General features: G+C 37.3%; 18 protein-coding genes, 3 tRNA genes and 3 rRNA genes. 14 read left to right on the top strand and 10 right to left on the bottom strand.

What is annotated here, in order from left to right:
- Positions 1-41 precede the first annotated feature (41 nt).
- From OLM53_RS05865 to rrf, 6 genes are all read left to right on the top strand, one after another.
- The gene (locus OLM53_RS05865) at positions 42-752 is read left to right on the top strand and encodes a DUF4294 domain-containing protein (protein WP_264522105.1); all 711 of its coding nucleotides are present in this window, start codon (positions 42-44) and stop codon (positions 750-752) included.
- 558 nt (positions 753-1,310) lie between these two features.
- Positions 1,311-2,822, top strand: a 16S ribosomal RNA gene (locus OLM53_RS05860).
- Between the two features lie 87 nt (positions 2,823-2,909).
- Positions 2,910-2,983, top strand: a tRNA-Ile gene (locus tag OLM53_RS05855).
- A gap of 92 nt (positions 2,984-3,075) precedes the next feature.
- Positions 3,076-3,149 (top strand) — tRNA-Ala (locus OLM53_RS05850).
- Positions 3,150-3,252: 103 nt separating this feature from the next.
- A 23S ribosomal RNA gene (locus OLM53_RS05845) occupies positions 3,253-6,135 on the top strand.
- Between the two features lie 124 nt (positions 6,136-6,259).
- Positions 6,260-6,369: ribosomal RNA gene (rrf, locus tag OLM53_RS05840) — 5S ribosomal RNA — on the top strand.
- Together the 16S, 23S and 5S rRNA genes with 2 tRNA genes alongside form the textbook arrangement of a ribosomal RNA operon.
- A 177-nt stretch (positions 6,370-6,546) precedes the next feature.
- On the opposite strand, the gene OLM53_RS05835 is transcribed toward rrf, so the two are convergent.
- Positions 6,547-7,071 (bottom strand): hypothetical protein, encoded by a 525-nt coding sequence (locus OLM53_RS05835; protein WP_264521799.1) that lies wholly within the window; start codon positions 7,069-7,071, stop codon positions 6,547-6,549.
- Between the two features lie 374 nt (positions 7,072-7,445).
- Between OLM53_RS05835 and OLM53_RS05830 the strand changes: the two genes are divergently transcribed.
- Complete coding sequence (locus tag OLM53_RS05830) at positions 7,446-8,102, top strand: porin family protein (protein ID WP_264522104.1); 657 nt, start codon at positions 7,446-7,448, stop codon at positions 8,100-8,102.
- 61 nt (positions 8,103-8,163) lie between these two features.
- On the opposite strand, the gene OLM53_RS05825 is transcribed toward OLM53_RS05830, so the two are convergent.
- The 3 genes from OLM53_RS05825 to OLM53_RS05815 form a co-directional block, all read right to left on the bottom strand.
- A complete protein-coding gene (locus OLM53_RS05825; RefSeq protein WP_264522103.1) occupies positions 8,164-8,619 on the bottom strand; it encodes a hypothetical protein in 456 nt (151 codons plus the stop codon).
- A gap of 10 nt (positions 8,620-8,629) precedes the next feature.
- Positions 8,630-12,289 (bottom strand): phosphoribosylformylglycinamidine synthase, encoded by a 3,660-nt coding sequence (gene purL / locus OLM53_RS05820; RefSeq protein ID WP_264522102.1) that lies wholly within the window; start codon positions 12,287-12,289, stop codon positions 8,630-8,632.
- 76 nt (positions 12,290-12,365) lie between these two features.
- Complete coding sequence (locus tag OLM53_RS05815) at positions 12,366-13,931, bottom strand: hypothetical protein (protein ID WP_264522101.1); 1,566 nt, start codon at positions 13,929-13,931, stop codon at positions 12,366-12,368.
- A gap of 160 nt (positions 13,932-14,091) precedes the next feature.
- On the opposite strand from OLM53_RS05815, the gene OLM53_RS05810 reads away from it, so the two are divergent.
- The 4 genes from OLM53_RS05810 to OLM53_RS05795 all read left to right on the top strand — a co-directional run bounded on the left by OLM53_RS05810 (position 14,092) and on the right by OLM53_RS05795 (position 16,477).
- Positions 14,092-14,514, top strand: a complete 423-nt coding sequence (locus tag OLM53_RS05810; protein WP_264522100.1) for a PaaI family thioesterase — start codon at positions 14,092-14,094, stop codon at positions 14,512-14,514.
- On the top strand, positions 14,514-15,578 hold the full coding sequence (locus OLM53_RS05805) for a chorismate-binding protein (protein ID WP_264522099.1): 1,065 nt from the start codon (positions 14,514-14,516) through the stop codon (positions 15,576-15,578). Before OLM53_RS05810 ends, OLM53_RS05805 begins: the two co-directional genes overlap by 1 nt.
- 46 nt (positions 15,579-15,624) lie before the next feature.
- Positions 15,625-16,341 carry a bacillithiol biosynthesis deacetylase BshB1 gene (bshB1, locus tag OLM53_RS05800; RefSeq protein ID WP_264522098.1) on the top strand — a complete coding sequence of 239 codons (717 nt, stop codon included), beginning with the start codon at positions 15,625-15,627 and terminating at the stop codon, positions 16,339-16,341.
- Between the two features lie 62 nt (positions 16,342-16,403).
- Positions 16,404-16,477, top strand: a tRNA-His gene (locus OLM53_RS05795).
- Positions 16,478-16,524: 47 nt separating this feature from the next.
- Here OLM53_RS05795 and OLM53_RS05790 read toward each other — a convergent pair.
- Together OLM53_RS05790 and OLM53_RS05785 are read right to left on the bottom strand one after the other, a co-directional pair.
- Complete coding sequence (locus tag OLM53_RS05790; protein WP_264522097.1) at positions 16,525-17,547, bottom strand: M28 family metallopeptidase; 1,023 nt, start codon at positions 17,545-17,547, stop codon at positions 16,525-16,527.
- Between the two features lie 4 nt (positions 17,548-17,551).
- Positions 17,552-18,604, bottom strand: a complete 1,053-nt coding sequence (locus tag OLM53_RS05785) for a DUF3667 domain-containing protein (protein WP_264522096.1) — start codon at positions 18,602-18,604, stop codon at positions 17,552-17,554.
- 71 nt (positions 18,605-18,675) lie between these two features.
- Between OLM53_RS05785 and OLM53_RS05780 the strand changes: the two genes are divergently transcribed.
- Genes OLM53_RS05780 through OLM53_RS05770 form a run of 3 tightly spaced genes read left to right on the top strand, consistent with a single transcriptional unit; the run spans position 18,676 to position 20,604 of the window.
- Positions 18,676-19,134: a DUF1801 domain-containing protein gene (locus OLM53_RS05780; RefSeq protein ID WP_264522095.1), complete on the top strand. Its 459-nt coding sequence runs from the start codon at positions 18,676-18,678 to the stop codon at positions 19,132-19,134.
- A 1-nt stretch (position 19,135) separates the two neighbouring features.
- The gene (locus tag OLM53_RS05775) at positions 19,136-19,633 is read left to right on the top strand and encodes a GNAT family N-acetyltransferase (protein WP_264522094.1); all 498 of its coding nucleotides are present in this window, start codon (positions 19,136-19,138) and stop codon (positions 19,631-19,633) included.
- A gap of 14 nt (positions 19,634-19,647) precedes the next feature.
- Positions 19,648-20,604 carry an ion channel gene (locus tag OLM53_RS05770; RefSeq protein WP_264522093.1) on the top strand — a complete coding sequence of 319 codons (957 nt, stop codon included), beginning with the start codon at positions 19,648-19,650 and terminating at the stop codon, positions 20,602-20,604.
- 55 nt (positions 20,605-20,659) lie between these two features.
- Here the strand turns inward: OLM53_RS05770 and OLM53_RS05765 are convergent, their stop codons facing one another.
- From OLM53_RS05765 to rmuC, 4 genes are all read right to left on the bottom strand, one after another.
- A complete protein-coding gene (locus OLM53_RS05765; protein ID WP_264522092.1) occupies positions 20,660-22,693 on the bottom strand; it encodes a CRTAC1 family protein in 2,034 nt (677 codons plus the stop codon).
- Between the two features lie 21 nt (positions 22,694-22,714).
- Entirely contained in the window at positions 22,715-24,139 is a 1,425-nt protein-coding gene (locus OLM53_RS05760) for an Ig-like domain-containing protein (protein WP_264522091.1), read from the bottom strand.
- Between the two features lie 108 nt (positions 24,140-24,247).
- Positions 24,248-24,796 carry an acyl-CoA thioesterase gene (locus OLM53_RS05755; RefSeq protein WP_264522090.1) on the bottom strand — a complete coding sequence of 183 codons (549 nt, stop codon included), beginning with the start codon at positions 24,794-24,796 and terminating at the stop codon, positions 24,248-24,250.
- Positions 24,789-26,111 (bottom strand): DNA recombination protein RmuC, encoded by a 1,323-nt coding sequence (gene rmuC, locus OLM53_RS05750; protein WP_264522089.1) that lies wholly within the window; start codon positions 26,109-26,111, stop codon positions 24,789-24,791. Before rmuC ends, OLM53_RS05755 begins: the two co-directional genes overlap by 8 nt.
- Positions 26,112-26,142 lie beyond the last annotated feature (31 nt).

Here is a 26,142-nt window from a genome sequence, read left to right as displayed (position 1 = left end):
GATAGGGATATTATATATTTTTACCTTAACAATCTATAACTATGAAATCAAAGATTCAAGATTACCAAAACAGCAATTTTAAAATCATGAGTAAAAAGTTAATTTATTTCTTTTTTTTCTTTACTATTTCCTTCACTTCAAAAGGACAAATAACTAACGATTCTATTAAAAAAGAGGTGGTTAAAGACGAAAACGATACGATTGTCCCTCTAGAAGAAGTGGTTGTTTATAAACATAGACTAAACGCTGCTGAACTAAAGGAATTTCAATTACTTCAAAACAGAGTCTATAAGGTTTATCCTCTAGCAAGAGTAGCCGCAGAAAGATTGACAGTGTTGAATAAGAATATGGATAAGTTGCAATCTAAAAGAGAAAAAAAGAAATACTTCAAAATAGTAGAAGACTATATGGAGAACGAATTCACAGGACAACTCAAAAAACTTTCCAGAAAACAAGGACAAATATTAGTCAAATTAATCCATCGCCAAACAGGTTATACAACTTTCGAGCTTATCAAAGACTATAAAAGCGGATGGAAAGCCTTTTGGTCCAATAATACCGCAAGATTATTTGATATCAATCTCAAAACAAAATACGCTCCCTATGAAGTTAACGAAGACTTCTTGATAGAAACCATTCTAGATAGAGCTTTTCTGAGAGGCCGATTAGTTCCTCAAGTACCAGCTAATCCAGTTGATATAGACCAGCTATATAGTTTCTGGGAGAAAAAAGCTCAAACTCTCCAAAAATAACTTTTTAAATACCAGAAGCACCAAGTCAGTATTCTTTAAGAGCATATGCTCCCGCTATCCGTTCTATCTTTTTCCTTTAAAAAAGGAAAAAGGATGCCACTACTATCGGGGCTAGTGATGACTTTTGGTTTTCATCAGGAAGTAGTTTTTAGTAGTACTCGACGAATGGTAATTGTAAAACACAAGTTATCAACATCTTAAAAAAAGATGGAAAAAAGGGCAAATTTTATTTGGATTGAAAGAAATAGAGTTCTTATATTTGCACCCCGCAAGAGAGGAAAAGTTCATTGAAGACTGAAAAAACGAAGGAATTAAAATAATTCAAAAATAATTTTAAAAAGCCTTGTTAGTTAGAAAAGAATAATTACTTTTGCACCCGCTTTGAGAATGAAAGCGGTATTAAAAAAGAAGAACACGTTCATAGACATATTGAATTGACAGCCGTTTTAAGCAGTGATGTTTAAAACAAATAAAAGAGAGTAAGAGAATCGAAAGATTTGAAAAAGCCTAGCCTTTGTCTAAATTACGATGCAGATAGCGATATCAGCATAACAATATACGATGAAGAGTTTGATCCTGGCTCAGGATGAACGCTAGCGGCAGGCCTAACACATGCAAGTCGAGGGGTAAGGTAGCAATATCTGAGACCGGCGCACGGGTGCGTAACGCGTATGCAACCTACCTTTTACAGGGGAATAGCCCAGAGAAATTTGGATTAATGCCCCATGGTGTATTTAAGTGGCATCACTTGATTACTAAAGTTCCAACGGTAAAAGATGGGCATGCGTCCTATTAGCTAGATGGTAAGGTAACGGCTTACCATGGCTACGATAGGTAGGGGTCCTGAGAGGGAGATCCCCCACACTGGTACTGAGACACGGACCAGACTCCTACGGGAGGCAGCAGTGAGGAATATTGGACAATGGGCGCAAGCCTGATCCAGCCATGCCGCGTGCAGGAAGACGCATCTATGGTGTGTAAACTGCTTTTGTACGGGAAGAAACACTCCTACGTGTAGGAGCTTGACGGTACCGTAAGAATAAGGATCGGCTAACTCCGTGCCAGCAGCCGCGGTAATACGGAGGATCCAAGCGTTATCCGGAATCATTGGGTTTAAAGGGTCCGTAGGCGGTTTGATAAGTCAGTGGTGAAAGCCCATCGCTCAACGATGGAACGGCCATTGATACTGTCAGACTTGAATTATTAGGAAGTAACTAGAATATGTAGTGTAGCGGTGAAATGCTTAGATATTACATGGAATACCAATTGCGAAGGCAGGTTACTACTAATGGATTGACGCTGATGGACGAAAGCGTGGGGAGCGAACAGGATTAGATACCCTGGTAGTCCACGCCGTAAACGATGGATACTAGCTGTTCGGAGCAATCTGAGTGGCTAAGCGAAAGTGATAAGTATCCCACCTGGGGAGTACGTTCGCAAGAATGAAACTCAAAGGAATTGACGGGGGCCCGCACAAGCGGTGGAGCATGTGGTTTAATTCGATGATACGCGAGGAACCTTACCAAGGCTTAAATGTAGATTGACCGGTTTGGAAACAGATCTTTCGCAAGACAATTTACAAGGTGCTGCATGGTTGTCGTCAGCTCGTGCCGTGAGGTGTCAGGTTAAGTCCTATAACGAGCGCAACCCCTGTTGTTAGTTGCCAGCGAGTCAAGTCGGGAACTCTAACAAGACTGCCAGTGTAAACTGTGAGGAAGGTGGGGATGACGTCAAATCATCACGGCCCTTACGCCTTGGGCTACACACGTGCTACAATGGACGGTACAGAGAGCAGCCACTGGGTGACCAGGAGCGAATCTACAAAACCGTTCTCAGTTCGGATCGGAGTCTGCAACTCGACTCCGTGAAGCTGGAATCGCTAGTAATCGGATATCAGCCATGATCCGGTGAATACGTTCCCGGGCCTTGTACACACCGCCCGTCAAGCCATGGAAGCTGGGGGTACCTGAAGTCGGTGACCGTAAGGAGCTGCCTAGGGTAAAACTAGTAACTGGGGCTAAGTCGTAACAAGGTAGCCGTACCGGAAGGTGCGGCTGGAACACCTCCTTTCTAGAGACGATAAAAAGGACTAGACCTTAAATTAGAAATTCAATTACTCTCGCTGTTAGTTCAAATATTATAATAAGCAAAATACAGAGTCTCGTAGCTCAGCTGGTTAGAGTACTACACTGATAATGTAGGGGTCCCCAGTTCGAGTCTGGGCGGGACTACTTTGTTTAGCTTGTTTAAGGAAATTTTAGAGGTTGAGTGACCGTTTGAAGTACTGTTAACTGAAAACTGTTAACTGTCCACTAAATAGAACGGGGGATTAGCTCAGCTGGCTAGAGCGCCTGCCTTGCACGCAGGAGGTCATCGGTTCGACTCCGATATTCTCCACAGCCGCTAACGCGGAAAAGTTCATTGACATATTGAGATAAGAAAATAATAACAAAGTAGAAAGAACACGCTCTCTATGCAGTAATGTGTAGAAGCAAAAGTACAATAAGCAAAATAAGGGCGTATGGGGGATGCCTAGGCTCTCAGAGGCGAAGAAAGGCGTGATAAGCTGCGAAAAGCTACGGGGATTGGCACACACGAATTGATCCGTAGATACCTGAATGGGGCAACCCGGCATGTTGAAGACATGTCACTCCGATAGGAGAGCAAACCCGCTGAACTGAAACATCTAAGTAGGCGGAGGAGAAGAAAACAAAAGTGATTCCGTAAGTAGTGGCGAGCGAACGCGGATTAGCCCAAACCAAAGTTGTTACGGCAATTTTGGGGTTGTAGGACCACGACATTTCTTGCGGATTGAATTAGAATAACCTGGAAAGGTTAACCGAAGAGGGTGATAGTCCCGTATAAGTAAGAGAAGATAAGGATAGTGGTATCCTGAGTAGGGCGGGGCACGTGAAACCCTGTCTGAATTTGGCGGGACCATCCGCTAAGGCTAAATACTCCTGAGAGACCGATAGTGAACCAGTACCGTGAGGGAAAGGTGAAAAGAACCGTGAATAACGGAGTGAAATAGATCCTGAAACCATACGCTTACAAGCGGTCGGAGCCCTTTCGTGGGGTGACGGCGTGCCTTTTGCATAATGAGCCTACGAGTTAACGTTGCTGGCAAGGTTAAGGTATTAAGTACCGGATCCGTAGCGAAAGCGAGTCTGAATAGGGCGCTTTAGTCAGTAGTGTTAGACGCGAAACCGTGTGATCTACCCATGGGCAGGATGAAGCTGTGGTAACACATAGTGGAGGTCCGAACCGGTTGACGTTGAAAAGTCTTCGGATGACCTGTGGGTAGGGGTGAAAGGCCAATCAAACTCGGAAATAGCTCGTACTCCCCGAAATGCATTTAGGTGCAGCGCAAGTGTTAAAGTTATATAGAGGTAGAGCTACTGATTGGATGCGGGGGCTTCACCGCCTACCAATTCCTGACAAACTCCGAATGCTATATAATGTTTACTTGCAGTGAGGGCATGGGTGCTAAGGTCCATGTCCGAGAGGGAAAGAACCCAGACCATCAGCTAAGGTCCCCAAATATATGCTAAGTTGAAAAAACGAGGTTTGTCTGCCCAGACAGCTAGGATGTTGGCTTGGAAGCAGCCATTCATTTAAAGAGTGCGTAACAGCTCACTAGTCGAGCGGACGAGCATGGATAATAATCGGGCATAAGCATATTACCGAAGCTATGGATTTATACGTAAGTATAAGTGGTAGGGGAGCATTCTAACAGGGTTGAAGGTGTGTCGTAAGGCATGCTGGACTGGTTAGAAAAGAAAATGTAGGCATAAGTAACGATAATGCGGGCGAGAAACCCGCACACCGAAAGACTAAGGTTTCCTCAGCTATGCTAATCAGCTGAGGGTTAGTCGGGTCCTAAGGCGAATCCGAAAGGAACAGTCGATGGCCAACGGGTTAATATTCCCGTACTACTGTTAATTGTGATGGGGTGACGGAGTGATGAAAGCGCCGCGAACTGACGGAATAGTTCGTTAAAGTACCTACCTATAAGAGCCGCAGGCAAATCCACGGCTTTTGGGGAAATACGATAGTACACGGAGTCTTCGGACAAAGTGATAGTGCGCCTAAGGGCTTCCAAGAAAAACCTCTAAACTTAGATTAACAGTACCCGTACCGTAAACCGACACAGGTAGTCGAGGAGAGAATCCTAAGGTGCTCGAGAGATTCATGGCTAAGGAATTAGGCAAAATAGACCTGTAACTTCGGGAGAAAGGTCGCCAGCAGCAATGCTGGCCGCAGTGAAAAGGTCCAGGCGACTGTTTATCAAAAACACAGGGCTCTGCAAAATCGTAAGATGAGGTATAGGGCCTGACACCTGCCCGGTGCTGGAAGGTTAAGAGGAGATGTTATCTTCGGAGAAGCATTGAATTGAAGCCCCAGTAAACGGCGGCCGTAACTATAACGGTCCTAAGGTAGCGAAATTCCTTGTCGGGTAAGTTCCGACCTGCACGAATGGTGTAACGATCTGGACACTGTCTCAGCCATGAGCTCGGTGAAATTGTAGTATCGGTGAAGATGCCGATTACCCGCAATGGGACGAAAAGACCCTGTGCACCTTTACTATAGCTTAGTATTGGTCTTGGATAAGTGATGTGTAGGATAGGTGGGAGACTATGAAGTGGCGTCGCTAGGCGTTGTGGAGTCATTGTTGAAATACCACCCTTTGCTTATCTGAGGTCTAACCCCGCGTATGTGGGGGACATTGCTTGGTGGGTAGTTTGACTGGGGTGGTCGCCTCCAAAAGAGTAACGGAGGCTTCTAAAGGTTCCCTCAGCACGCTTGGTAACCGTGCGTAGAGTGCAATGGCATAAGGGAGCTTGACTGAGAGACATACAGGTCGATCAGGTACGAAAGTAGAGCATAGTGATCCGGTGGTTCCGCATGGAAGGGCCATCGCTCAAAGGATAAAAGGTACGCCGGGGATAACAGGCTGATCTCCCCCAAGAGCTCATATCGACGGGGGGTTTGGCACCTCGATGTCGGCTCGTCACATCCTGGGGCTGGAGAAGGTCCCAAGGGTTGGGCTGTTCGCCCATTAAAGTGGCACGCGAGCTGGGTTCAGAACGTCGTGAGACAGTTCGGTCTCTATCTATTGTGGGCGCAAGAAATTTGAGTGGATCTGATTCTAGTACGAGAGGACCGAATTGGACAAACCTCTGGTGTATCTGTTGTTCCGCCAGGAGCACCGCAGAGTAGCTACGTTTGGAAGGGATAAGCGCTGAAAGCATATAAGCGCGAAACCCACCACAAGATGAGATTTCTTTTAAGGGTCGTGGAAGATGACCACGTTGATAGGCTATAGATGTAAAGGCAGTAATGTCATAGTCGAGTAGTACTAATAACCCGTAAGCTTATGTACACGCTTGCGCCTCGAAAGAGGCGCAGCACTCTTTGTTACTTGAAAATTGTTATTTCTTTATCTCAGTATGTTAAGATATTGTGTAATGTTGATTGATTAAGTCAATCACCTTTGCAAAACCTTTTAAGGTGGTTATTGCGTCGGGGCTCACCTCTTCCCATCTCGAACAGAGAAGTTAAGTCCGACTGCGCAGATGGTACTGCAGTTATGTGGGAGAGTATGTCGCTGCCTTTTTTTAGAAACCCTATCCTAACGGATGGGGTTTTTTGTTTTATATAAATTTTTAGAAAAAATTAATTAAAGATAGTCGAACAGAGAAGTTAAGTTATTGGCGAACTGAAGTTCGCGTACCTGACTGCCACTGGCAGTCCTCCTTTTAATTTCAAATCTTTTTTTAGAAACCCTATTCATTTATTTGGATAGGGTTTTTTGTTTATAGTTATTGGCGAACTGAAGTTCGGGTACCTGACTGCCACTGGCAGTCCTCCTCTTACTATCAAAGGTTCTCGATATAATTCCGATTGCATCGAAATCACTCGAACTGACGTGGAGAGCCAATATTCTTTCGATGTAAGTTAAATATCTTTCGGCGTAAGTCGAATATCTTCTGATGTAGGTTGAATATCTTCCGATAGAAGTCAAATATCGTCTGATGTAGGTTAAATATCTTCCGATGTAAGTCGAATATCTTCCGATGTAAGTTAAATATCTTTCGGCGTAAGTCGAATATCTTCTGATGTAGGTTGAATATCTTCCGATAGAAGTCAAATATCGTCTGATGTAGGTTAAATATCTTCCGATGTAAGTCGAATATCTTCCGATGTAAGTTAAATATCTTCCAATGTAAGTCAAATATCTTCCGATGGAAGTTAAATATTCTCTGATGGAAGTTAAATATTCTCTGATGGAAGTCAAATATCTTCTGATGGAAGTCAAATATCCTTTGATGGAAGTTAAATATCTTCTTATGTAAGTTAAATATCGTCTGATGGGAGTTGATATTTGGTTTAATAGGATGTCTTGTTTTATGACTATTGCGTGAGGGATGGGAGCGAGTACCGTGTACTGTGGACAGCCCGACCCGAAGGGGCACGCCCATGTTTCTAAATATTTTTTAATGGATATTGGCCGTCTTGTTCTTACTATAAAACCAATTGAGTGGAAATTCAAAAGAGAAATTATATAACTTATAAATAGAGTTGTGTAATTGGTTTCATTGAGATTATGCTGAATTTTATACAGTTATTCTTATTCAAATTAGAGTATGAAAACCGTCCAAAAATTGGATGTATAATTTAAAAACAAAAACAATGAAAAAAGGAATCTTAGTAATCGCATTAATTACAATAGCAACAACAAATGCTATTGCTCAAAATGAGTCCACATCAACAACAACTACCGATAATCGAGAAAATTTATTTTTTGGATTAAAAGGAGGGGTTAATTTATCTAATGTATATGATTCAGAAGGGCAAGATTTTGTTGCTGATGCTAAGTTTGGATTAGCTGTAGGAGGTTTTATCTCTATTCCTATATTGGGAAAGTATATTGGTATTCAACCAGAAGTTTTATTCTCCCAAAAAGGATTTAAATCAACTGGGACATTTGCTGGTAGTACTTATGAAATGACCAGAACTACTGACTATATAGATATTCCACTTTTGGTTTCCTTTAAACCTATAGAAAGTGTTTCGGTGTTATTTGGTCCACAATTTTCTTATTTGCTAAAACAAAAAGATGATTTTAAAGGAGGAACCATTTCCTCTACCCAACAACAGGATTTTAGTAATGATAATTTTAGAAAAAATACTTTCTGTTTAACTGGAGGAGCCGATTTTAATCTAGATCATATCGTCATTGGTGTTAGAGCAGGTTGGGATGTAACCAATAATAATGGAGATGGCACTTCTACCACACCGCGTTATAAAAATATGTGGTATCAGGCTACCTTAGGGTATCGATTTTAAGAAAATGAAAAAGCTCCTGAATTTCAGGAGCTTTATTTTATTATAGGGAATTCAAGAAAAATTATTTTTTAGTTGTTTCCTTGTAGTCTTTGCTTCGTTCTCCTTGAATGAACATTTTTTTTGAACTGAAATGAATAGTAAATTCTACGGATTTCCAATTACTGTCCTCTTCCGTATCGCCTTCTTGTTTTGTAGTGTATTGGTACCAAAGTATATACTTAGCATTGTCAAATCCTTTTTTATATTTTAGGGCTCCCGATTCATCACATTCTAAACCCCATATCATCGGTCTTTTGGGCTGATCGTGAAGCTGATAAAACCCAGCTCCGAATTCATTAAGTTCCACCACAGGTTCTTGTCCTTCAAATAAATATTTACCTAGGATATCTAGATTGATATTATTCATATAATGTGAAATGTAATGCATGCCATCTTTAGCTTCGATTTTATCCCAGTTTTGAGAGAAGCTATTTACTGTAAATAATAAAGCAATTAGAAGTAATTTTTTTGATTTCATACTATTAATTTTATCTGTTATCAATCCACAATCTTGCATTAACAAATGCTTCTAACCAAGGCGATACTTCGTCTTTTTTATCTGTTGGATAATGAGCCCAATTCCACGGAAAAGTCGAGCGTTCGATATGCGGCATCATTACTAAATGTCTACCAGTTGTATCACAAAGCATAGCGGTATTATAATCAGAGCCATTTGGATTAGCTGGGTAACCTTCGTAGGCATATTTGGCTACAATGTTATATTGATTTTCTGGCTCTGGCAAATGGAATTTTCCTTCTCCGTGTGATACCCAAACCCCAAGAGTTGTTCCAGCTAGTGATTTCAGCATAATAGAGTCGTTTTCCTGAACTTTTACGGAAGTAAATATACTTTCATGTTTATGTGAATCGTTGTGCTTCATTTTGCCATGAATTTCGTGTTCCGGATTGATTAACTCTAATTCCATGAACAATTGACATCCATTACAGATTCCGACTGAAAGCGTATCTTCTCTTTGGAAGAACTTTTTCAATGCCGTGTTCGCTTTTTCGTTGTATTTGAAAGCGCCAGCCCAACCTTTAGCAGAACCTAATACATCAGAGTTAGAAAAACCACCAACAGCTCCTATGAACTGAATTTCTTCTAACGTTTCGCGACCCGAGATTAAATCAGTCATGTGAACATCTTTTACATCAAATCCCGCTAAGTACATTGCATTTGCCATTTCCCGCTCGGAATTACTGCCTTTTTCACGAATGATGGCAGCTTTTGGGCGAGGTTTTGAGTTGTCAATTATTGGTTTTATACCTGAAAAATGTTCTGGAAATTTATAATTTAAAGATTGGTTTTTGAAATTCTCAAAGCGTTCTTTGGCTTTGTTGTTTTTGGTTTGTTTTTGATCGAGTAGATAGGAAGTTTCGAACCAAATGTCTCTTAATTGCTGGATGTTGTAAGTTGTAATTCCAGAGTTGATTTTGATTTCTAATGAATTGCTTTCAATCACAGTTCCTATTTTGAAGAACTCCATTCCATTTAATGTTTTTTCAAATAGAGTATCGTCTTTTGCCTGAAGTACTATCCCAATATTTTCTGAGAATAAAATTTTCACTAAGTCTTTTTCTTCAAAAGAACTGAAATCGATTTTAGCTCCTAGAGTAGTATCTGCAAAACACATTTCTAACAAAGTAGTAATCAAACCACCGCTTCCTATATCGTGACCAGCCACTATTTGTCGGTCTTTAATTAAATTCTGAATGGTGTTGAAAGCTCGTTTGAAGAAATCAGCATTTTTGATAGTAGGTGTGTCGTTTCCAATTTTATTTAAAACTTGAGCAAAGGAACTTCCTCCCAATTTGAAATCATCTTGCGACAGATTGATATAGTAAATGGACCCCCCGTTTTTTTGCAGTACTGGTTCCACCACTTTGGTAATATTGGAACAATTTCCTGCTGCAGAAATGATTATAGTTCCCGGAGCAATCACTTCGTCATTCGGATATTTTTGTTTCATGGATAAGGAATCTTTTCCTGTTGGAATGTTGATTCCTAATTCGATGGCAAAATCGGAACAGGCTTGAACGGCTTCATATAAGCGGGCGTCTTCCCCTTCGTTTTTGCAGGGCCACATCCAGTTGGCTGAAAGAGAAACGCTTTTGAGATTGTCTTTTAAAGGAGCGAAAATAATATTGGATAATGCTTCGCCAATAGCATTTCGGCTACCCGCAGTTGGATTGATTAAAGCTGAAATTGGGGAATGTCCTATTGAGGTTGCAATTCCTTCTTTGCCATTAAAATCTAAAGCCATTACTCCAACATTATTTAGAGGTAGCTGTAATGGACCAACGCATTGTTGTTTGGCTACTTTTCCGCCTACACAACGGTCAACTTTATTGGTTAACCAGTCTTTACAAGCTACAGCTTCTAAACGTAACACTTGCTCTAAATAGCTTGGAATATTTTCTTGAATATATTCTAAATCTGTATAATTTCTTTTTATGGTTTTGTCGGCCATAATCGTTTTTGGTGAACTGCCAAACATGTCTTCTAAAGCGAAGTCCATTGGTGAAGCGCCAGTAGATTTACTTTTGAATGTAAATCGATTGTTATTCGTGACTTCACCCACTTGATACATTGGTGAACGTTCTCTGTCAGCGATACGTTGTAAGGTATCAATATCTTTTTGACCAATGACTAATCCCATTCTTTCTTGTGATTCGTTGCCGATGATTTCTTTGGCTGAAAGTGTAGGGTCTCCCACTGGCAATTTATCTAAATCAATCAAACCTCCGGTTTCTTCTACCAATTCAGAAAGACAATTTAAATGTCCACCAGCACCATGGTCATGTATGGAAACAATACGGTTTACTTCACTTTCCACCATACCGCGAATAGCATTAGCCGCTCGTTTTTGCATTTCGGGATTAGAACGTTGGATAGCGTTTAATTCGATTCCGGAGCCAAAAGCACCAGTGTCTGAAGAAGAAACGGCGGCGCCTCCCATACCAATTCTGTAATTTTCTCCACCAAGAATAACAATTTTATCCCCAGGAGTTGGTTTCTTTTTGATGGATTGGTCTAATTTTCCATATCCAATTCCACCAGCTTGCATGATGACTTTATCATAACCGAGTTTTCTGTTTTCTTCTTCGTGTTCGAAAGTTAGGATAGAACCAGTGATTAAGGGTTGTCCAAATTTGTTTCCAAAATCAGAAGCTCCGTTAGAAGCTTTGATTAGGATATCCATAGGCGTTTGATACAACCAGTTTCTTTCTATCATTCCGTTTTCCCAAACTCTACTTTGGTTTAATCGAGAATAAGATGTCATATAAACAGCAGTTCCTGCTAATGGTAAAGAACCTTGTCCTCCTGCTAAACGATCGCGAATTTCACCTCCAGAACCTGTTGCGGCTCCATTAAAAGGTTCTACGGTTGTTGGGAAATTATGCGTTTCGGCTTTTAAGGAAATGACAGAATCAAATTCTTTGGTTTCATAGAAATCGGGTTTGTCAGCACTTTTTGGCGCAAATTGAGTAACTCTTGGTCCTTTGATAAAAGCTACATTATCTTTATAAGCAGAAACGATATCGTTAGGATTTTCTGCTGATGTCTTTTTGATTAATTTGAAAAGAGAGGTTTCTTTTTCTTGACCGTCAATGACAAAGGTTCCATTAAAAATTTTGTGACGGCAATGTTCTGAATTCACTTGAGAGAAACCAAATACTTCAGAATCGGTTAGTTTTCTGCCTATTTTTTTCGAAACATCATTCAAATAACTCACTTCTTCTGAACTCAAGGCTAAACCTTCTTGTTGGTTATAAGTGGCTATATCGTCAATTTCTAGAATAGGTTCTGGTTTTATATTGATGGTAAAAATGTCTTGGTTTAATTCGCTATACTTTTGCGAAAGCATAGGATCAAAATCTGTAAAATCAGCAGGAACTTTTTCAAATTCTTCTATTCTGATAATGCCTTCTATGCCCATGTTCTGGGTTATCTCGACAGCATTGGTACTCCAAGGGGTCACCATAGCGGCACGTGGGCCAATAAAAAAATCCGTCAGGACGGATTTTTCTATTTTATTTGCGTTATCAAAAAGCCAATTTAGTTTTGAGATAGTTTCTGCTGAAAGTTCGTTTTGCGATTGAATGGCAAAAACAGTAGTACTTTCGTTTCCGAAGAAATGAATCATTGTGTTGTTGTTTTTAGTTGTAGTTGTTAGCGCAAATTTAGGCTAAATAAATGAAACCAAAAAACGGCTTTTTAAATTAATTCTTTCCAGATGGTGCGGGAAATGTTATCCAATTATAAGCCCCTAAATCATAAGAACCTACTCTAGCATTCCCTAAAATATCATTAGCAACTCCAACATCTACTCCAAAACCTTTTGCATCTGAATCAGCTCCAATAAACAGTTTGTTTTTGCTAATATTTAAAAAATCGGGGTCTCCATTTTTTATAATGTTTGTCACGTCATTAATGAAAGCATAATCAGGATTATTGGTAAATTGATTGGCCGTATTATTAAATCGGATTTGGCATTTGGCAAAAACGGGTGCTGTCCAATTAGTATCTGGGCTTATAGTACTTTTATTTAAAAGGAGTTCTACTTGATTTGAACCAAAAATTATGCAGTTCTTAAATACAGCGCTTTCTAAAACATAAGGATGTTCGGTATTGGTGTCGTCTTTATAAAAATTATCAATTACTACTGCTACTTGTTTAGAGCTAGACCAATTGTTATTGAAAGTACACTGTTTGAATTCATAATTACCACCAAGCGTACAAGCCAAAGTGGCTACACCAGCCGTGTTAATAACCATATTTTTTCCTCTAACATGAGCAGCTCTTGCTAATATTCCAATATTGGAGCAATCGTAAATTTGAGTATTCTCAATGGTCATTGGTGTTCCGTAATTATTTTCAATCAATAAACCGATGACTGCATTTTTAAGGGTTAAATTTTTAATGCTATGATTAGTACTTCCTTGTCTTAGATAAACTGTTCCCCATTGTCCTGGCACATCAGAGAAATCGGGTTCTAAACGATCGCCTTCAAAGATGACTTCTTTTTCTAATAGGGTAGGAGAAGTGGACTGAGAACCTTCAATATGTAAACTTCCTCCTTCTTGCACTACTAATCCAGAATTGGCATGAAAATGTACTCTAGCGCCACCAGGTATAGTCAAAGTTTCTCCATTGGGCACACTCGCGTAACCATAGACGACATAGGGTTTGTCTGTTTTAAAAGTATATTCATCTCCGTTATCGGGATGAGAGTGACTTAGATTTCTTCCATTTGTACTTAGAACAGTACCATCTTCATTATAGCCAATTGGAATTTGATCAATAATTCCATTGGTTCTGTTTGGGAAAATGAAATAAGCATCTTGAATAAGTGTTACCAATTCTACTTTTTGGAAATTAGCTCCACTGTCAAACTGAATTTGGTCGGTATAAAGGAAATCCGTTGGATTGGCGTCTGCAATTCCGGCCGTAGTTTCTACGAAAATATACATGCTGTCTTTAGCCAATAATTCCACGTCATGGAAAATCCTGTTGTTGTCTCCGGTCATTCCGTCAACAGTCATTCTGTATTTTGAAGCTTGTCCTTTACCTAGTTGAATGGTTGGAATTTTGATATCTGTATTACTTTTGTTATACACTTTCAAAGTGTAGGTGCTAGAGCCGATATTGGTAAAAACGGTATCTAAATAGATGGTGTCTCTTGAAAAAGTTAAATTCCCTTTACTAGCTTCAAAAACAAAATCTTGACGACAAGAACTAAGGGTAATGGCTAAACCAACAAAAAAAAGAATAACGAGTTTACGCATTGGTACTATGAATTTTGGTAAATGTAAGTATTAATTTGAAAATTTAAAAATCTTACCACTATAACGTTGAAAAACCAAATTTATTGTTAAATGTAGTTAATTCCATCCCATTTGGTTTTTAGATTCTTGTAAATAAGTCTTATTTTTACAAAAAAAAGCTATGTCATTTGATAAAGAAAAAATGCTCCAACTTTGTAATGATTGGTGCAAAAATACTTTGATGGATACTTTAGAAATTGAATACATTGATGCAGGCGAAGATTACTTAACTGCAAAAATGCCTGTTAATCCAAGAGTACATCAACCTATGGGATTGCTTCATGGAGGCGCTACAGTTGCCTTAGCAGAAAGTGTTGGAAGTGCAGCTTCCTTTCTGTTTATTAATACAGAAAAACAAGAAGTTAGAGGAATTGAAATTTCGGCGAATCACTTAAGAAGTAAAAGAGAAGGAACTGTTTATTGTACCGCTAAAATTATTCATAAAGGCAGAAGTATTCATCTTTGGGAAATTAAAATTACGGATGAAGAAGGAAAATTGGTTTCGCTTTGCAAGTTGACTAACATGATTTTACCTCGAAGATAATGACCGATTTATTCATAAAAGTTAAAACACATCAAGAACAAAAACTACCTTATGTGTTGTTTTGCAAACCCAATTCGGATAAGATTGTTGGTGTTTTTCAAAAAAATGACCATCTTTATTTTTTAGAAACTTTTGAAGAAAAAGGGTTTGTTTTAGCCCCATTTGATGCTGATGAAGTTCCTTATATTCCCTTGGAACATGCAAACGTATATATCGACAATGTTACTTCAATTGATTATTTTTTTGAAACAGAAACTACCGATTCAACAGATTCTACGGGAAAAGATTTTTTTGAAGAAGTTGTAGCCAAAGGGGTCAATGCTATTCTTCAAAATCAATTCTCAAAAGTCGTTATATCCAGAAAGGAAGAAGTTGCTGTTCCTAATTTTGACATAGAGAATACTATGAGGAAAATGATTCATTATTATTCTAATGCATTTAAATATTGTTTTTTTCATCCTAAAATTGGTACTTGGATAGGAGCCTCTCCAGAACAATTTTTAAATGCTCAAGGCACTACAATTAAAACAGTGGCGCTTGCTGGAACACAATTAGCCTCAAAAGCAAAAAATGTGGTTTGGGAAGAAAAGGAGAAAACGGAGCAACAAATGGTAACCGATTTTATTGTGGAAGGTTTAGAAGGGTTGGTTAAAGAAATTACTATTTCTAGTCCGTATTCATTAAGAGCTGGAAATTTGTGGCATATCAAAACGGATATTTCCGCCAAATTAAAATCGAATAAAAGTATTAAAAAATTAATCTACGCTTTACATCCCACTTCGGCGGTTTGTGGATTGCCCAAGCAAGCGGCAAAAGATTTTATAATAGAAAATGAAGGCTATAATAGAGAATATTATTCGGGTTTTTTAGGAGAGTTAAATATTGATTTTGTTACTTTTAGGACCTTGCATACAGATTTGTTTGTTAATTTGCGTTGTATGAAAATTATCAAAGACAAAGCCCAATTGTTTATTGGTTGTGGCATTACAAAAGACAGTATTCCTGAGCGGGAATATTTGGAAAGCGTCAACAAATCGATGACTATGAAAAAGATTATAAACTGATAATTGATAACTGATAATTTTGACAGTTACTAACAAATAATAAAATATGAAATTAGATATATTGGCTTTTGGTGCGCATCCAGATGATGTTGAATTAGGTTGTAGTGGTACTATTGCCAAAGAGGTTTCGCTTGGAAAAAAAGTGGGGATTATTGATTTGACAAGAGGTGAATTAGGTACTCGGGGGTCTGTTGAAATTCGGGATTCTGAGTCTAGTTTGGCTGCAGAAATATTAGGGATTTCGGTTCGTGAAAATCTAAATATGCGTGATGGTTTTTTTGTAAACGATGAAGCGCACCAGATAGAAATCATTAAGATGATTAGAAAATATAAGCCTGAAATAGTGCTTTGTAATGCCATACGTGACCGTCATATTGATCATGGTAAAGGGAGTAAATTAGTTTCGGATGCTTGTTTTTTATCAGGTTTGCGAAAAATTGAAACCACATTTGATGGTAATAATCAAGAAGCTTGGCGACCAAAAGTAGTGTATCATTATTTACAGTGGGAAAATATTGAACCTGATTTTGTAGTAGATATTACTGGATTTCTTGATCAAAAAACAGATGCTATTTTAGCGTATGCTTCTCAGTTTTATTCTGAAAATTCGAAGGAACCCGTAACGCCAATTGCTACTAAAAACTTCTTGGAAAGTATCCATTATCGTTCTCAAGATTTCGGAAGGTTAGTAGGGGTAGAACATGCTGAAGGTTTCACTGTAGAAAGATATTTGGCAGTCAATAGCTTAAGTGATTTAAAATAACTTTTTAATTTTTTTCTTGTCAAAAGAAAAGAATTATAATATATTTGCACTCGTTAAAAATGGTGGTTGTAGCTCAGCTGGTTAGAGTATTGGTTTGTGGTGCCGAGGGTCGCCGGTTCGAACCCGGTCAGCCACCCTTAAGTAAAAAGTCCTGATAATTCAGGACTTTTTTTGTTTTTAACGTTATGGATTATCTTTTTTATCTACTACTAATTTATCTTTTCTGTTGGCAATTTCCCAAGCAATAGCAAAACCATATTGGGCTCTTTTAGTAAGCGTATCAAATTCTATTTTGTTTACTTCATCTGTAGGCTTGTGGTAATCGGCATGAGTTCCGTTGAAAAGGAATACGACAGGAATCCCATATTTGGCAAAGTTGTAATGGTCTGAACGATAATAAAATTTATTAGGATCATTTTTATCATTGTATTTATAATCCAAAGAAAAGAAGTTGTATTTTTTATTGACGTCTTCACAAACATTAAACAAATCGGTAGACAAATAATCGGAACCTATAACGTAGACGTAGTTATTACTTTCTTTATGAAAATCATCGCGACGGCCAATCATATCAATATTGACATCGGCAACAGTATTAGTTAAAGGGAACAAAGGGTTTTCAGAATAATACCTTGAGCCATGTAAACCGTGCTCTTCTCCTGTCATGTGAAGAATTAAAATAGAACGTTTTGGTCCGTGACCTTCATTTTTAGCTTTTTGAAATGCAGCGGCTATTTCCATAATGGCTACTGTTCCTGAACCGTCATCATCAGCACCATTGTAGATTTCTCCCTTTTTTACTCCAACATGATCATAGTGAGCTGAAACTACTACAATTTCATTTGGTTTCTCAGATCCTTCTATGAAGGCCCAAATGTTTTCGGAGTCGTTTAAATTTTCATTGTATTTGGCGTTTAAATAGGCTGCAGGAATATGTTGGTAATAATCGGTGGCTCCTTTTGGGAAACTAATGCCATGACTTTTATAGAAATCAATCATATAACGACCTGCTTTTTTTTGACCTTCACTACCAGTGTCTCTTCCTTGCATTTCGTCAGAAGCTATTACAGTTAAATTAGTACGTAAACTTTCGGTTGTAATGGTTTTGAAATAGTCTTCAGAAGTTATACTTTTTGTTGCTGTTTTAGTCGTAGAGCAATTAGTAAAGATTACAATAAGTAGCAACAAAGCAATTGTTTTTCTCATGATATTAATGAATGTTAATTAGAGTATATATAAAAAATAACGCAAGTATAATAATGATAAAAATCATGTTAATAAAGAACAACGTAATACTTTTGAAGAAAGAAATCCATCGGGTTTCTCCATAAAATCGATGATGCGCTGGGAAAAAGTAATAGAACATCCAAATGGAACCTATGAATCTGACAATCCCTTTGATAATGATAATTATTCTTGCTTCTCCAAATAAGGAAAGGGTACTTGATGAAAGAAACATGATTAAATAAATCAAGAGGAGGAATGAAAAATAATGCAAGGTAAAGATTCCATGATCAAAATAATACCAACGTTTTTTGCCATGAAACAACCAAAGGAAGAAAGCAAAAAGCGGCATGTAAATCAGTAATACTTTTGGAAAATTATGACTTGCAGATTCAAAAAGCTTTTCTACAATTTCTGCTCTGGTATTATGGTCGTTTACATTCTGAATTTTTCGGGTTATCCAATACTCAACAGGATCTAATCGGTCTTTTTTCTTGCCATATTTTTGAAGGGAATCTAACTCTTTAACTGATTTATACCCCATATTGATAAAATGATCTTCTTCTTTATTTTTATTATTATCTAATGAGTCGGCTGCATCTCCTTTTGACAAAAGCTCTTTTAAACCTATGGTCTTGTTACCAATAGTATCAATTTTGACTTTGTTATTCTCAACGGTTGATGTAGTTTTAGTTTGATTTATATTCACTAAGTTTTCACTGGCATTGGGAAGAACGGCCACTAAAAAAAAGGTTACAAAACTGATGAAAATATACAGTCGAACTGGAGCTAAATAAGAAAGACGCTTACCCGAAAGATATTCTTTAGTTAACGAAGAAGGACGGAACAATAAGTTTTTTATAGTTTTCCAAAACGCATTTTCGTAGTGCGTTAAATCTTCAAAGAAGTGAATAAAAAGATGATGAAATGTTTTTCGAGTATCCGTATTTTCTTGACCACAGTTAGGGCAGTATCTTTGGTCAACAACGTGTCTACAATTTAAGCAGGTTTTATCTTTTCTTAACGGACTTTTAGACATATACTTGTAATAAAATTCAATAGGTAAATCTATAAAATTATTTCTATTTTTGAGAAACAAAATTCAAAACTATGCAATCTAAAGCACTAAACCCCGAGCAATACTTGTTGGAACTCCCTGAAGAAAGAAAAGAAGCCATGAACAAACTTCGGAAAACAATTAAGGACAATCTTCCAAAAGGTTTTGAAGAAGTAATGAGTTATGGTATGTTAGGGTATGTTGTGCCTCACAGCATCTATCCCAACGGATATCATTGTAATCCAAAATTGCCTCTCCCTTTTATCAATTTAGCTTCTCAAAAGAACTTTATTGCCCTTTATCATATGGGTGTTTACGCCAATAAAGAGTTATTGGATTGGTTTGTTGCCGAATATCCAAAACACAGTACAACCAAAATTGATATGGGGAAAGGATGTTTGCGTTTTAAGAAGTTGGATACCATTCCTTATGAATTTATTGGCCAACTGGTAGCTAAAATAACGGTAGAAGATTGGATTGCTCAATATGAGAAAATGTGGAAAAATAGATAAAATGATAGTAATAGAGAGAAATCGAGATGACCATTTTGAAGCTGTCAGAGCTATTGCCAAAGAAGTTTGGCCTGTAGCTTATGGTGCTATTTTAAGTCAAGCTCAATTGGACTATATGATGGAAATGATGTATAGTGTTTCCTCGTTGCAACTTCAATCGGGTGCTAAGAAAAATTATTTTATTTTGGCAAAAGAAAACGAAAATGTAGTAGGCTTTGCTTCCTATGAATTCAATTATGGTAAAAAGCCTAAAACTAAAATTCATAAAATCTATATTCTAACCTCTCAACAAGGTAAAGGAATTGGAAACCAGCTTATAGATTATATTGCCAATGAAGCAAAAAATCGTCATCAAAAGGGGTTGGTTTTGAATGTAAATAAAAAAAATATAGCCACCCGTTTTTATGAAAGGATTGGTTTTTCCGTTAGCTTTGAGGAAGTTATTGATATTGGTAATGGATATGTTATGGACGACTTCGTAATGGAAAGACCCATTTAAAAAGACAACAATTTATGCAGTTTTTAAAAAAAATAAATAGCAAAGCAAAATCGGATTCAAACACTGGTTTTGGAATTAACGCCTCTAGTTACGGTGAGCGATTTTTTACTAAAAAGGGCGATGCCAATGTTAAGAAATCAGGAATTGGTTTGTTTGAAAGTATCAGTTGGTATCATACGATGCTGAACATACCGCGATGGAAATTCTTGGTCATTATCGTGTCATTTTATTTTTCGGTAAACTTTGTTTTTGCTAGCCTTTATTATGCTGTGGGTGTTGAACACTTAAACGGGATGACTGCGGTTACCAGCTTGGATAAATTTGGCGAAGCTTTTTTCTTTAGTATACAAACTTTTACGACGGTTGGTTATGGACATATTAGTCCAACTGGATTTGCTACTAGTTTTGTAGCTGCAGTAGAAGCCTTATTTGGGTTGTTGAGTTTTGCTATTGCAACAGGTTTGTTTTACGGAAGATTTAGCAAACCCAAAGCTCACATTAAATTTTCGCATAATGCTTTAATTGCACCTTATCAAAAAGGAACGGCTTTAATGCTTAGACTTACGCCCTTTAAAAACACTAATTTGACAGAGGCAGAAGCCAAAGTAACTTTAGGAATGAAACTAGAAGAAGGTGGAGTTTTGGTAAATAAGTTTTACACTTTGGACTTAGAGTTATCCAAAATTAATGCCTTGGATTTGAGTTGGACATTAGTACATCCCATTACCGAAAATAGTCCGTTGTACAATTTAACCAAAGAGGATTTCGAGAATATTAATGGTGAGGTTTTGATTTTTCTAAAGGTTTTCGATGATATGTTTAGTACGACTGTTGTTAAAAGAGCCTCTTATTCATTTGAAGAAATTGTATTTGGAGCCAAATTTCTCCCCATGTTTTCCCGAAGTGACAACCAAAGCAAAACCATGCTTCACATTGACAAACTAAATTCTTTTGAAAAAGTAACGTTATAAAAAAGTCCCTTTTTGAAATTTCAAAAAGGGACTTTTTTAAAGATTGTAAAGTAAGTTATTCTTTTATGAACTTTTCAGTATAGTGTTTTCCTTGCTCATCTTTTAATAATAAGATGTAAGTTCCAATAGACAGTTTTTCCACATTTACAGTAAGATTAGTTACTGCTGTTTCAAGTACGATTCTTCCATTTAAATCGAAAACTTGTGCTGTTTTTAACGCAACAGAACTTGAGGCATTCAAGACAATGTTAATATTGTTTTTAACTGGATTTGGATATATAGTGAACTCATTATTGTTAAATGAGCTAACTGCTAAAGTACTACCTTCTACTACTAAAACTGTTTGATTTGCTGTAATGTTGTTTACCGTATCTACAACACCTGAAGGCCATCTTACGATCATTTGAGTTACTACAGTATTGCTGCCTAAACCAAAATGGGTATTCAAGGTACTCATATTTCTGAATCCAGTGCCACTTTGAACATCTCTTATTTGTTTGCCAAAAGCACCATAGATTTCAATTCTAGCCCCAATTCCGTTTCGGTTACTTTGTATTCCTTGCAGATTTATTTTTAGCCATTTATTACTATTTCCGTTATTGAATAATACTGAACCGTTGCTTTGTATATCTAAAAAGCCATCATTATTCAAATCTCCAACAGGTTTGTTATATGCATCTAAAGGATAAGTGTTAGGGTTTGGTGTGAAATGAAAATTACCGTCACCAAACATTATAGTATTTCCAGATCCTAAAACATCTAAATTACCATCATTGTCAAAATCATGAGCTACATACTCTCTTCCCATTGCTGTTATAGTATCATAACCAGAACCTGTGGTTACACTTGTAAATGTTCCGTCACCATTATTTCGTTTTACATTTGTGTTGCCATTAGAGGTAGAGTTAACACCAACAACAATATCCATCCATCCGTCATTGTTAAAATCGCCAACTGCTGACGACCATGTTTGTTCTGGATCGGCTAAATTAGCGGCTGCTGCTTCATTAATATACGTTCCATCACCATTGTTTTTATACATTTGGTTGATATTACCTCCAACTCCAGATCCGCCTTGACCGCATTTTGCAATGAACATATCAAGTTTACCATCATTATTATAATCAAACCAAATAGAACCATAATTACCACCAGTTGGAAAATCTCCAAGACCTCCTTGATTGTGATTTAAAGTTGTGCCATCGTTTAAATAGTATCGGTTAGGTGAGTTGTCATCACAAGTAAAAGCATCTAACTTACCGTCATTATTAATATCAACAAAATTAGAACGTTGTACTAAATAGGATTGTGATTTTCTATCAGAAGTATATCCAGTTCCATCACTATTCGCTTTTAAAAAACACACTCCGCTTCCAGAACCATAAATTAAATCATTATATCCATTATTATCATAATCTCCCGCAGCAATACTCCATGATGGAAGTATTGTAGTGTTAGGAACGGTAAAGGTTGTGGTGTTGAAAGTTCCTCCTGTTTGTTGGTAGGTTATGGCTAAATGAGTAGCATCTATCGCAGAAACAATATCATCTTTATAATCTCCATTCATATCAACTACGCAGTTGTAATAAGTGCCAGCAATACCTGAAACGGGTTGTGAAGTGAATGATAATCTATCTGGTGCTGGTGCTGGTGACTGCATAAGGGTAAAGTCAAAACCTGCGGAACTATATTTGTTATCAAAAACTATGGTGTAAGTGTTGCCAGTAGTAACATTAAAAGATACTTGTGATCCAAGCCCCCCGTTATAATCATCATTAGAAGCTACACACATAAGTACTGTACAATCTCCAGAATAAACTATAACTCTGGTGTCTGTATTGCTGTTTTGAGCCAAAACCGTAGAGACGGTAACATTGATGTTTTGAGTAGGGATGTATTTGTACCATTTTCCCTTTAGAGCCCCAGTATTCAATCCACAATAATTAGTTGGGGGTACACCAGTTTCATTGGTGAATGCAGGCGCAGTGTTTGTGCTGTTTAAACTTAATGGTAACGCACTACTACAATCCGTTTGCGCTGATACAATGGTAGTAGTTACTAGTAATAAAAAGAGTAATTTTTGTTTCATTTTATATTTTGTTAGGTTGGTTTAATTGCAAGTTTGCGTTAAAGAATTTATCCATTCTTGAACGAGGGCTACACCTTCGTCGTGAACAATTGTTCTTCCTAATAATGGCATCCTCTCGCTTTCTACATTAGAGTTTAATCTGTAATTCATTACTGATTTACTAGCATTACCCGGCAAAATTAGTTTTTGTAGTGTAGGACTTATTGGTTCGTCGGCCTGTACACAAACTCCAACAAGAGTATTGTTTGTGGTTAAAGAAAAACTAAGTCTCAAAGCTCGATAATCACAACGTCCCAAATCTTGATGACAATGTGCACAATTGGCATCAATATAAGATCGGAATCGTAAATCTATTGATTGTGTGGTGTCATGATAATCTACAGTGGAAACAATGGAAGTAGGATAGTTTTCTAAGTAACCTTGTTCCACCAATTTTTGTAATTGATTCTTACTTCCTTCTGCATAGTTGAAATTATGATTAATGTTTTGAGGCTTAATCCCAATTGGTGTTCTTACTTCATTTATTTTATGACAAGCATAACATTCAGATTCTGATGGAATTCTATAGTTTACAGTAACTATTTCGTTATTTGGTTTTTGGAAAGTAAAGGTTTTTACACCGCCATTTTCAAAGTCAGCTCCCGTTTCTAAGAGAGCATCAGTTTGCGCATCATTCCATAAATATTCATAAAAATACCAACGATCTGATTTTAGTACCATCAATCGAGTTTCAATTATCTTAGTCGTGTTACCGGGCTGAATAGTATTGTAATAAAAATTCTTTATAAGCACTGTTCCAACTGGGAAATTGAGTACTTTACCATCAGTGTTGTAAGTCGCTTTTACACCAGCAGGCATCCAAATAAATCTTTTTTTCAAAGCATAATCGGTGAATAAACCACTAGCAGGTTCAAACGGAATAACGTTTAACGATGGTACTAAATTTTTAATGTCACCAATAAAGAAATGGTAATCAGATAGCTTTGTGAATGGAACCTGAGTTAAATCTGCCGTTACAATCGGAACCGCATTTATAGTTACTAATGCAGCATTAGAAACATTATTTTGAGCATCTTTTACCGTATAGGAAATTTGAGTTGGATTACCAGTAAAGGTCGCTATTGGTGTAAAAGTTAGTACGCCAGTTATGGCATTTACACTCCATGTTCCTTGATTGGGAACAACCAATTGGTCTAAAGTTCCATTAGCATCGGTATCCGTTCCGCCAACTATACTTACTGAAGAAGCTACAACTACATCTCCATTAGTGTCATTTGCTAAAATGGAGATCACTTCAGGTTGGGTTAAGTTACTGCTGACAACATCATCGGTAGCAATTGGTAAGGTATCTATAGGAATATATTGGTCATCATTATCAGAAGAACAGGCAATAACAACGCTTAACAACAATATGGAGGCAACAAAGAAGAGGTAGTTTTTTTTCATGAGTTTTAAAAATGCAAACCAAAAATAATAAAAAAAACGTAACGTCGTAACAATAAAACTATTACTCTGAGGAATATTTAATTTTATTAAGAATAGTATAAATAAAATTTAAAAATTTTCTAGTTTAGTTCGATAGGATTTAAGAGATTCAAGAGCGGTTTCCGATTTATAATCAAAAGCTTTTTCATGCTGATTTTTATCTTTTTTCAAACTGATTTGCTTGATGCCATTACAAAAACGTCTGATTTCTTCATCGCTTGATAAAATTAACCCAGGAACCAAAACATTGTTTTCTTGCTCATCTTTGGCTACCATGGTAAAGTAACTAGAGTTGCAATGTTTTACTTTTCCGGTTTGAATGTTTTCAGCTTCCACACGGATGCCAACAATCATCGAACTTTTGCCTACATAATTGACGCTAGCTTTCATGGTAACTAATTCGCCAACGTCTATCGGACTCAAAAAATCAACCGTATCTACAGAAGCAGTAACACAATAATGCCCCGAGAATTTAGAAGCACATGCAAAAGCAATTTGATCCAGCAAAGACAAGATATAACCTCCATGAATTTTACCGCTGAAATTAGTATGCGAGGGCAACATCAATTGGGAAATAGTAATTTTAGAAGATTTTACGGTTTTAAATAAATCACTCATCTTTTTCAGCTCGGGTTAAAATATTTTCAGGTAAGGCTTTCTTGGCTTTGGCTCCCATTTTTTTGAGTTTTTCTACACTGGTAACCAAATTTCCTTTACCATCCACTAGCTTGTTCATGGCACCTTGATACTCGATTTTTGCTTCATCCATCTTTTTGCCGATTTTTACCAAATCACCAACAAAACCTTCAAACTTATCATACAAAGCACCTGCTTGTCGAGCAATTTCTAAAGCATTTTCTTGTTGTTTTTGATTCGTCCACATGCTATCAATAGTTCGCAAAGTGGCTAAAAGGGTAGAAGGCGTAACGATTACAATATTCTTTTCAAAAGCTTTATTGTAAAGCGATGTATCTTCATTCAATGCCAAAGCAAAAGCGGATTCAATCGGAATAAAAAGCAATACAAAATCAGGGCTTTCCATTTGGTATAAATCCTGATAGTTCTTTTCACTCAATTGATCTACGTGACGTTTTAATGACATTACGTGTTCTTTTAAATGTTGCGTTTTCTCCGTTTCATCTTCCGAATTAATATAGCGTTCATAGGCAGTCAAAGTCACTTTTGAATCCACTACCATTTTCTTGCCATCTGGTAAATTGATTACTACATCTGGGAAAACACGATTGCCTTCTTCAGTCACAAAGCTTTGTTGTACTTCATATTCCCGACCTTTTTCTAATCCTGATTTTTCAAGGACTCTCTCCAAAATCAACTCTCCCCAATTCCCTTGCATTTTACTGTCGCCTTTTAATGCTTTGGTAAGGTTCAAAGTTTCTTTACTCATCTGCTCGTTCATTTCACGTAAGCCTAAGATTTGTTGGCGCAAAGCAGCATGATAATCAATACTTTCTTTATGAGTGTCTTCGACTTTCTTTTCAAATAATTGAATTTTATCTTGAAGCGGCGTCAAAATGTTTTTAAGGTTTTCTTTGTTTTGTTCGGTGAACTTAACGGTTTTTTCTTCAAGGATTTTGTTGGCCAAATTTTCAAATTCTTTGGTAAATTTCTCTTGTAGTTTTTCGACTTCCTCTTTTTGTTCTTTGTTGCGTTCCCAAAGATTTTCAAAATCGGTTTCTTTTTTTGATAGTTGAATAGCTAATGATTCTTTTTCGGTTCTAATGTTTTCACGTTCCTGTGCCGTTTGATTGACTTGGTTTTTAAGTTGCTCAATTTGCTGCAACAAGCCGTTTATTTTTTCTTCCAAGGAAGCTTTGTCCGATTTAGAATTGGCTGCAAAAAGCGTTTTTCCAATAAAAATGCCAATGGCTAAGGCGATGATGAAAGCAAGAATGATGTATAACGAATCCGACATTATGAGAATATGTTTTTTGTAAAAATAAGCA

It is taken from the genome of Flavobacterium sp. N1994 (assembly GCF_025947145.1).
GTDB lineage: Bacteria > Bacteroidota > Bacteroidia > Flavobacteriales > Flavobacteriaceae > Flavobacterium.
The sequence above is the reverse complement of the archived record's forward strand: the minus strand, read 5'-3'. Positions and strand labels throughout refer to the sequence as shown.

Bases quoted from the DNA above. Each gene is read 5' to 3' on its own strand.
- OLM53_RS05865 (WP_264522105.1), top strand. From the start codon at position 42: ATGAAATCAAAGATTCAAGATTACCAAAACAGCAATTTTAAAATCATG.
- OLM53_RS05830 (WP_264522104.1), top strand. From the start codon at position 7,446: ATGAAAAAAGGAATCTTAGTAATCGCATTAATTACAATAGCAACAACA.
- OLM53_RS05825 (WP_264522103.1), bottom strand. From the start codon at position 8,619: ATGAAATCAAAAAAATTACTTCTAATTGCTTTATTATTTACAGTAAAT.
- purL (WP_264522102.1), bottom strand. From the start codon at position 12,289: ATGATTCATTTCTTCGGAAACGAAAGTACTACTGTTTTTGCCATTCAA.
- OLM53_RS05815 (WP_264522101.1), bottom strand. From the start codon at position 13,931: ATGCGTAAACTCGTTATTCTTTTTTTTGTTGGTTTAGCCATTACCCTT.
- OLM53_RS05810 (WP_264522100.1), top strand. From the start codon at position 14,092: ATGTCATTTGATAAAGAAAAAATGCTCCAACTTTGTAATGATTGGTGC.
- OLM53_RS05805 (WP_264522099.1), top strand. From the start codon at position 14,514: ATGACCGATTTATTCATAAAAGTTAAAACACATCAAGAACAAAAACTA.
- bshB1 (WP_264522098.1), top strand. From the start codon at position 15,625: ATGAAATTAGATATATTGGCTTTTGGTGCGCATCCAGATGATGTTGAA.
- OLM53_RS05790 (WP_264522097.1), bottom strand. From the start codon at position 17,547: ATGAGAAAAACAATTGCTTTGTTGCTACTTATTGTAATCTTTACTAAT.
- OLM53_RS05785 (WP_264522096.1), bottom strand. From the start codon at position 18,604: ATGTCTAAAAGTCCGTTAAGAAAAGATAAAACCTGCTTAAATTGTAGA.
- OLM53_RS05780 (WP_264522095.1), top strand. From the start codon at position 18,676: ATGCAATCTAAAGCACTAAACCCCGAGCAATACTTGTTGGAACTCCCT.
- OLM53_RS05775 (WP_264522094.1), top strand. From the start codon at position 19,136: ATGATAGTAATAGAGAGAAATCGAGATGACCATTTTGAAGCTGTCAGA.
- OLM53_RS05770 (WP_264522093.1), top strand. From the start codon at position 19,648: ATGCAGTTTTTAAAAAAAATAAATAGCAAAGCAAAATCGGATTCAAAC.
- OLM53_RS05765 (WP_264522092.1), bottom strand. From the start codon at position 22,693: ATGAAACAAAAATTACTCTTTTTATTACTAGTAACTACTACCATTGTA.
- OLM53_RS05760 (WP_264522091.1), bottom strand. From the start codon at position 24,139: ATGAAAAAAAACTACCTCTTCTTTGTTGCCTCCATATTGTTGTTAAGC.
- OLM53_RS05755 (WP_264522090.1), bottom strand. From the start codon at position 24,796: ATGAGTGATTTATTTAAAACCGTAAAATCTTCTAAAATTACTATTTCC.
- rmuC (WP_264522089.1), bottom strand. From the start codon at position 26,111: ATGTCGGATTCGTTATACATCATTCTTGCTTTCATCATCGCCTTAGCC.